The organism is Roseomonas chloroacetimidivorans (genome assembly GCF_049629625.1).
Taxonomy (GTDB): domain Bacteria; phylum Pseudomonadota; class Alphaproteobacteria; order Acetobacterales; family Acetobacteraceae; genus Roseomonas; species Roseomonas chloroacetimidivorans.
The window spans coordinates 1-6,931 of the sequence record NZ_JBNBZS010000158.1 but is presented as its reverse complement, the minus strand read 5'-3'; the positions used below and the strand labels follow the sequence as shown (position 1 = coordinate 6,931).

Sequence of the window (6,931 nt, the reverse complement as noted above, 5' to 3'; positions counted from 1 at the left end):
CTGCCCAGCTTTTTCCAAGCGAAGTAGCCTCCGCCGGCGGCGATCACAGCGAACACCACCAGCAACAGGCGTTTACGGTTTGCTGTCATTGCCATTCAGGCTTGGCCCCATCAGTTTCCGCCAGGGCGAAGGACCACGCCTGACCTGTCTCAATTGACTGTCTGCTGCTCTCACGAGCGGCTTGCCTTCCTGGCGCGGCCTGGCCACCTGGATCTCTCTGCCGATTTCTCGGCCCTCCACCGCCGAGCGGATGGCGCCCCGCACTGTTGCAGCCCATGCGTAGTCAACCCCTGTTGACCGCCAGGGGCAAGAGGGTAATGTGCGCCTATGGAGAGGGCGGAACCCAGAACCCCGATTGTCGACCTGACCGGCAAGCGCGGCCTGGTGGTTGGTGTCGCCAATGAACACAGCATCGCGGCCGGTTGCGCCACAGCCTTCCGGCAGGCCGGGGCTGAACTGGCAATCACCTACCTGAACGACAAGGCGAAACCCTTCGTACAGCCCCTCGCCGAGGCCCTGAGGGCGCCTCTCCTGCTGCCCTGTGATGTGCGGATTCCCGGCCAACTGGAAAGCGTTTTCGAGGCTGTGCAGCAGGCATGGCCCCGGCTCGACTTCCTGCTGCATTCCATCGCCTTCGCACCCCGGGAGGATCTGCAAACGGGCGTGGTTAACTGTTCAGCTGAGGGCTTTGCCCTGGCCATGGACGTGTCCTGCCATTCCTTCATCCGCATGGCTCGGCTCGCCGCGCCGCTGATGAGTGAGGGCGGATCCCTCCTGACGGTGAGCTTCTACGGCGCGGACCGCGTGGTCGAGAACTACAACCTCATGGGGCCGGTCAAGGCTGCGCTGGAGGCCAGTGTTCGCTACATCGCCGCCGACCTCGCCAGCCAAGGCATCCGTGCCCATGCTATTTCCGCCGGCGCCGTCAAGACGCGGGCAGCATCCGGCATTGATCGCTTCGACGCCCTGCTCGACAAGGTACGAGACCGGACCCCCGCCGGCCGGCTTGTCAGCATCGACGAGATCGGCCGAATCGCGGCCTTTCTGGCAAGTGGCGCTGGCGCGCCGCTCTCGGGCTCCGTCATCTTCGCCGACAACGGGTTTCACACTATAGCCTGAACGAAGACGCTCATCGCCGATCGACAACAGAAGGATGCGGGCATGGCCACGGTTAGCGATCTGCACAGCCTTGAAGGCGCTTTGGGACGGATTCGGTCAAACTGGCTCTGGTTCATTGCCCTTGGGATCGGGCTGGTGCTGCTGAGCCTGGTGGCCTTCGCCAATCTCTTCGTTACGACCCTGGCGACGATCTTCATGCTGGGCATTCTCATGTTGGCGGCGGGCGTCGCGCACATCCTGCTGGCCATTCGCGGCAGGAAGTCGCGCCGATTCTGGGCCTGGATGCTGTCGGGGCTGCTCTATACGGCTGCCGGAATCCTGGTCATTGCAAACCCGCTCCTGGCCTCCACGGTCACCACGCTCTTCATCGCCGTGGCTCTTCTGGTGGCAGGCGCCGGGCGTCTCTGGGTCGGCCTCGACAGCAGTGCCGGTCGTGACAAGGCCTGGTTCGTTGTCAGCGGCGTCCTGACGATGCTGACGGGCCTTCTCATCGCGACCGGCTGGCCCGTGAACAGCCTCTGGGTCGTCGGGCTGTTCCTGGCCATCGATCTTCTGATCCAGGGCTGTGCCTATGCCAGCTTTGGCCTTGCTCTCAGGACGGCGAAATAGGGCTTGCAACGATTGCCTCGGCACGGCTGGCACATGGGAAAGGCTCCGGGGGTTTCCCGTGGCGACCGGGTCCTGTCTATCTCGAGCCGGCTTTCCAGGGGCGTCAGCGGGTGGAAAGACAGATGTCGATGAACCTGTGCGGAAGGTCTCCCGCCAACCTTATCCTCCTCGACATTTCCGGCGTGGATGCATCAGACAACTTCAACGACGACGCTGTGCCAGCTTCGCCGGCGTCTACGCCAAAATCGCAGCCACGGGGGCGGTCACACCTGGTGACGGCCTACGGGAGGCGGCTTCCTTTGTGCTCAGCGCCGTCAGGACCGCGCTTTCGAGCCGCGTCGTGCTGGCCGGCTATGCGCTCTCGCCCGAGTGATCCCCGGGCATGATGGGCACTGGTTCCAAACAGGGGCATTCAACATCCGGAGGGGGCGTGACACTGCCATCAGCACATCGCGCTTTGCGGAACGCCTTGACGGCTGCTCTGCTTCCGATCTGCCTGGCCGGATGCTCACACGGCGCTGGTGGTTCTTTTGGAACTGGGGGACGCACGACTAACCTGAACCATCCCACCGTCAGACAGATCCTGGATCCTCAGCGGCCGCTAGAACCCTTGCAGCCTGAGCCAGGCAATATCTGGGAGGGTATCGATGGCGTGCGGCCTTCACCGCAGTCGCCGGGCGCGTCCTCCTCGGAATAACGCTCCCCAGCGCTGGCTCCACAGCATTCCCTCGCGCCTCGACGAGATCGACCTCACGGACAAGCCTGCAGACAAGATCGTCGTTGATCTGGCGGGAGCGACCAAGGCGATTTGGGAATTCCGGCGCGTGCTTGCACGTCCACGGCCTTCATGGAACGCGATGATCAGGAACGGATGTGACCACGCCGCTCCGACAAATACGGGCGCGCTTTTTCACGTGAAGAGACTGCACTGACCACAGCCCCTGTATGGGACGTGCATCGGAGGAGGTTAGGCTAGGGTGAACTCCGCTGCCTGGACTTTTTGTTGAGGCCTGCAGGCTCGTCCTTTGCGGAAGGCCGCCGATGGACAGCTGGCGGACTGCCCATGCTGACATCGATGATATCGGCAATCAGCCCACCGAGTCGTTCATCGGCTCCATCGAGGAGAGGCTCGACCCGCAGCACGTGGCGGAAGATGCCGATCCCTGCAAGGCAGGCGGCCAGCAACGCAGCGCGCTGTTGCGACGGATCATCAAGCTTTGGTCCCAGCGGAACAACGACGTGCTTGGCAATGGCTTCGCGAAGAAGCGGGATCGCCTCACGGCTGAGGAGGTTGCGAACCAGGATATCCAGCGGATCGATGACCCGTAGGGCTTGGTCGAGGCTTGGTTCCAGGATCCTGGCGGTCAGGCGCGCCGTCAGCTCGCTGCGGTCTGCCGCGAACAGCCGCTGCGGCTCGAAGGCAATGTTCACCACCTCCTCGAAAAGCCGCTCCTTGGAGCCGAAGCTCCGGTGGACCAAAGCGACATCGACGCCAACATCGGCCGCGATGTCGCGCAACTTCGTCTCCTCGTAACTGTGCTGCGCGAAGCGGAGCATCGCAGCTTCCAGGATACGGCGGCGCGTATCTTGCCCGCGGTTCTCGACATCCGACTTCAGAGGCATAGCGCTCCTTATAGCCCATTGCTTATGCCGGATCTCGGCGAGGGTCTTGCACAGCGTCAACGGTGGTTGATATAGATCATGGTTGGCTGGTTTGCGAGCTGATATTGGCGCTGCTTGACTATGCGGGGGAGTGATCTGCCATGCCTCTGGATCCGTCCGAAGCCGGGTTCATGCTTGCCTCGCCGGAGGCTGCTACGTCCGCATCCTCGGCCAGTCCCGATTGGGCGAAGACGCCAACGAAGGTCCTGGCGCAGGAGAATGCGAAAAGGGGCATCACCGTTAGAGCCAGTTGTCCTGGCTGCACCACCACGGACACCGTGCGGGCCATGCAACAGGATGTACTCGAAAGATCGATCCTCGCGCGCAAATCCCCGTGGGCCGCCTCGGAGAACCGGAGGAGATTGCCCTGCCGGACCTGAACAGAGACTTTACAACCCGGCCGGACGGTTTGATGAATGGCGGGCGCTCGGCTGCGAGCTAGGCTAAGCACTCGCGTCACCGCCCCTTGATCAGAGGGCCACCAGCCTCCTTGGCATCTGCTTCTTCTCCCATCATCGAAGGATCATTCCATGTCCGCTTCCTTACCCACCAAGATGGATGGCGTGCCGAACCTGTCTTGGGATGCGATCGCGCCTCGTCTGCAACCGCTGTGGCACGCTACCCAGCAGTCGCAAGCGATTGTCGCCGATGCCGCGCGGCGAGAGCTGGAGATTGTTTCCGAAGTGCAGGGCCGCTTCGGCGCCGCCGTGCAAAAGCTGATCAACGCCAGGGAACCCGGCCAGCTTCTTGCCGCGCAAACCGAGGTCATGGGCGCGTTCCTTCAGGGCGCGACACTGAATGCTCGCAATCTTCTCGAGCTCTCCGAGAAGCTTCAGGACGCCAACGCATCCCTGCTGGCGGAAGTGGCCAACAAGGCGGCGCCGAACACCACCAAGTAGCTTTCCGGGCATAGGGCCTGGCTCCGGCCGCGCCTACCATGCTGCTGGCTTGCGGCATGGATCCGACATGCGGGAGGCAATGCATGATCAGTTCGGTCAATTCCTTTCCCGTCAGCTGGGGTGCTCCCTGGACGGTCTGGCAATCCGCCGCCGAATACGCGATGGACGCCTGGCAGCGGCAGATCCTTTTCCTCGATGTGCTGCGCCAGCGTGGTAATCAGTATCACCAGCACATGGCCGAGAAAGCACCCAATGTGCTGCACTTCTCCGCGGAGGTGGTGCTGGATGGCAAGAATCTTCCCCGTCCGGTCAACTACATGCTGTCGCGCATCACGCCAGGCGAGGGCACGCCGACGGATTCGCGCAAGCGGCCCTTCATCATCATCGATCCCCGCGCCGGGCACGGGCCGGGTATCGGCGGCTTCAAGGCCGATAGCGAGATCGGTGTCGCGCTGAGGGCTGGCCATCCTTGCTATTTTGTTGGATTCTTGCCGCGTCCAGAGCCCGGGCAAAACGTCGAGGACGTGATGCGGGCCGAGGTCGCCTTCGTGTCGCATGTTGTCAGCCTGCACCCCGAGGCGGAGGGACTGCCAGTGGTGATCGGCAACTGCCAGGCCGGGTGGCAACTGTTGATGGCGGCCGCGACGCATCCTGAAGAATTCGGGCCGCTGCTCGTCGCGGGAACGCCCGTTTCCTTCTGGGCTGGTGAGCGGGGCCGTAACCCGATGCGCTACTCGGGCGGCCTGCTGGGCGGCACATGGTTGACCGCCTGGGCCAGCGATATTGGCAACGGCCTGTTCGACGGTGCCTGGCTGGTCCAGAACTTCGAGAACTTGAACCCTGCAAACACGCTATGGACCAAGCAGTACAACGTTTACAGCAAGATCGATACCGAACCGCCGCGCTTCCTGGAATTCGAGAGGTACTGGGGAGGCTATGTGCTGCTGAATGAACCCGAGATGCAGTACATCACTGACAACCTCTTCGTCGGCAACCGGCTCTCTTCTGCGGAGCTGGTGACGCAGGATGGCCTGCGGATCGATCTCCGCAATATCCGCTCGCCCATCATCGTCTTCTGTTCCAGGGGCGACAATATCAGCCCGCCGCCTCAGGCACTCGGTTGGATCCTGGACCTGTATGAGAGCGTTGACGATATCCGCGCCCATGGTCAGACAATCGTTTACGCCCAGCATGACAGCATCGGTCACCTCGGCATCTTCGTCTCCGGCAAGGTGGCGCGGAAGGAGCACGAGGAGTTCGCCTCCAATATCGACTTCATCGACGTGCTGCCGCCAGGCCTCTATGAAGCCGAGATCGTCGACTGGCCGGAGAAAGCGCCGGAGGGTAGCCCCTATCTGCTGCGCTTCGCACCGCGCAGCATGGAGGACCTCGAAGCCATTGTCCAGCCTAAGCCGCGTGACGACCGCAGGTTCGCGGCGGTTGCACGGCTCTCCGAGATCAATCTCGGTCTCTACCGCAACCTGATGCAGCCTTGGCTTCGGGCGGTTATGGCGGAGGAGGCGGCCGAAACAGTCCGCCTGATGCATCCGCTGCGCCTGAAGCACGAGCTTCTCTCCGACGCAAATCCCCTGCTTCTGGGGCTGCCGGATATGGCTGCCCATATACGGGAATGCCGCCAACCCGCCTCCCCGCAAAACCCGTTCCTGATGCTGGAGCACCAGGTCTCAGACCAGATTGAGACGCTGTTGAACCATTGGCGCGATGCCCGGGACAACTTCGTCGAGCTGAGCTTCCTCAGCGTCTACGGCAATCCGATCCTGCAGGCGCTCCTGGGGCTCGGCACTCCCGAGGCGCCTGTCCGCCGGCGGCCCGGCCAGGACCCAGAGAAGCGCGCCTTCGTTGCCCGCCAGGTGGCCGAACTGCGGAGTGCTATCGCCAAGGGCGGTCTCTTTGAAGCGTTGCTGCGCGCCTTGGTCTTGATCGGCCTCAAGGAGCAGCTGGCCGACGAGAGATCGTTCAACATGCTGCGCCGCCTTCATGCTGCGCATGGAAAGCACCTCGCGCTGCGGTCCTTCAAGGATGCTCTGCGCCGTCAGCTGCAGCTCGTCATGCTGGACGAGGCGGCTGCGGTGAAGACCTTGCCCGATCTGCTACGCGGTACCAGCTCTTCTGAGATTGAAGCCGGCCTGTCCGGCCTGGCGGCCATCACCGCGGCCGGCGGTGGCTTAAGCCCCGGAGGCCAGGCGCGCCTGCGCCAGATTGAAGATACTTTCCGCAAGGCCGCGACCAGCGCCAAGCCACCGACACCTTCTGGATCTGCAGCCACGGTCACAACTGCTGTGCCCTCCGGGCCGGCCACGCCTGCCTTTCCAGGATCTGCTGCTCCCGCGTCGGCGGCTGCGCCTCTCAAGTCCAACGCACCGGCGAGATCCGCCGCCACGACCAAGCCAATCCAGCCCGTCGGCCCGTCCAGCCGGAAAGGCAATGGGGATAGCCCGTGACGGCCGATCTGGTTCCGAACCGGACCTTCGCTGAGCTAGCGATCGGCGACAGCTCCAGCCTGACGCGTGTCATCACGCAGCAGGACATCGAGCTCTTCGCCGCGCTGACCGGCGACGCGAATTCAACACATCTTGCAGCCCCGCTGCGCGCCGAGGGAGGACCTCGCCCGACAGCTCACA

Annotated in this window: 6 protein-coding genes; 5 read left to right on the top strand and 1 reads right to left on the bottom strand. The window is 63.2% G+C overall.

Going from position 1 to position 6,931, the window contains the following annotated elements:
• The first annotated feature begins 327 nt into the window (after positions 1–327).
• Together fabI and ACO1BU_RS35340 are read left to right on the top strand one after the other, a co-directional pair.
• On the top strand, positions 328–1,119 hold the full coding sequence (gene fabI, locus ACO1BU_RS35345; RefSeq protein ID WP_424140575.1) for an enoyl-ACP reductase FabI: 792 nt from the start codon (positions 328–330) through the stop codon (positions 1,117–1,119).
• 42 nt (positions 1,120–1,161) lie between these two features.
• Positions 1,162–1,728, top strand: coding sequence for an HdeD family acid-resistance protein (locus ACO1BU_RS35340; RefSeq protein WP_424140574.1), 567 nt, complete (start codon positions 1,162–1,164; stop codon positions 1,726–1,728).
• Between the two features lie 972 nt (positions 1,729–2,700).
• On the opposite strand, the gene ACO1BU_RS35335 is transcribed toward ACO1BU_RS35340, so the two are convergent.
• The gene (locus ACO1BU_RS35335) at positions 2,701–3,351 is read right to left on the bottom strand and encodes a TetR/AcrR family transcriptional regulator (RefSeq protein ID WP_424140573.1); all 651 of its coding nucleotides are present in this window, start codon (positions 3,349–3,351) and stop codon (positions 2,701–2,703) included.
• A gap of 569 nt (positions 3,352–3,920) precedes the next feature.
• Here ACO1BU_RS35335 and ACO1BU_RS35330 point away from each other — a divergent pair.
• The 3 genes from ACO1BU_RS35330 to ACO1BU_RS35320 all read left to right on the top strand — a co-directional run.
• Complete coding sequence (locus ACO1BU_RS35330) at positions 3,921–4,289, top strand: phasin family protein (RefSeq protein ID WP_424140572.1); 369 nt, start codon at positions 3,921–3,923, stop codon at positions 4,287–4,289.
• An 83-nt stretch (positions 4,290–4,372) separates the two neighbouring features.
• Positions 4,373–6,751 carry a DUF3141 domain-containing protein gene (locus tag ACO1BU_RS35325; RefSeq protein WP_424140571.1) on the top strand — a complete coding sequence of 793 codons (2,379 nt, stop codon included), beginning with the start codon at positions 4,373–4,375 and terminating at the stop codon, positions 6,749–6,751.
• The coding region (locus tag ACO1BU_RS35320; protein WP_481133261.1) for a hypothetical protein at positions 6,748–6,931 on the top strand (184 nt) is incomplete at its 3' end. The genes ACO1BU_RS35325 and ACO1BU_RS35320, both read left to right, overlap by 4 nt.